We start from the raw sequence: 243 nt of genomic DNA on the forward strand, positions 1-243 counted from the left end.
CTACGGGAGGCAGCAGTGGGGAATATTGCACAATGGGCGCAAGCCTGATGCAGCCATGCCGCGTGTGTGAAGAAGGCCTTCGGGTTGTAAAGCACTTTCAGCGGGGAGGAAGGCAATAAGGCTAATATCCTTATTGATTGACGTTACCCGCAGAAGAAGCACCGGCTAACTCCGTGCCAGCAGCCGCGGTAATACGGAGGGTGCAAGCGTTAATCGGAATGACTGGGCGTAAAGCGCACGCAG

At 55.6% G+C, this 243-nt stretch carries 1 rRNA gene; it reads left to right on the plus strand.

The features are described 5' to 3' along the window. Window positions 1–243: ribosomal RNA gene (locus KP22_RS23125) — 16S ribosomal RNA — on the plus strand; the annotation flags it as partial.

The organism is Pectobacterium betavasculorum (genome assembly GCF_000749845.1).
Classification (GTDB): Bacteria; Pseudomonadota; Gammaproteobacteria; order Enterobacterales; family Enterobacteriaceae; genus Pectobacterium; species Pectobacterium betavasculorum.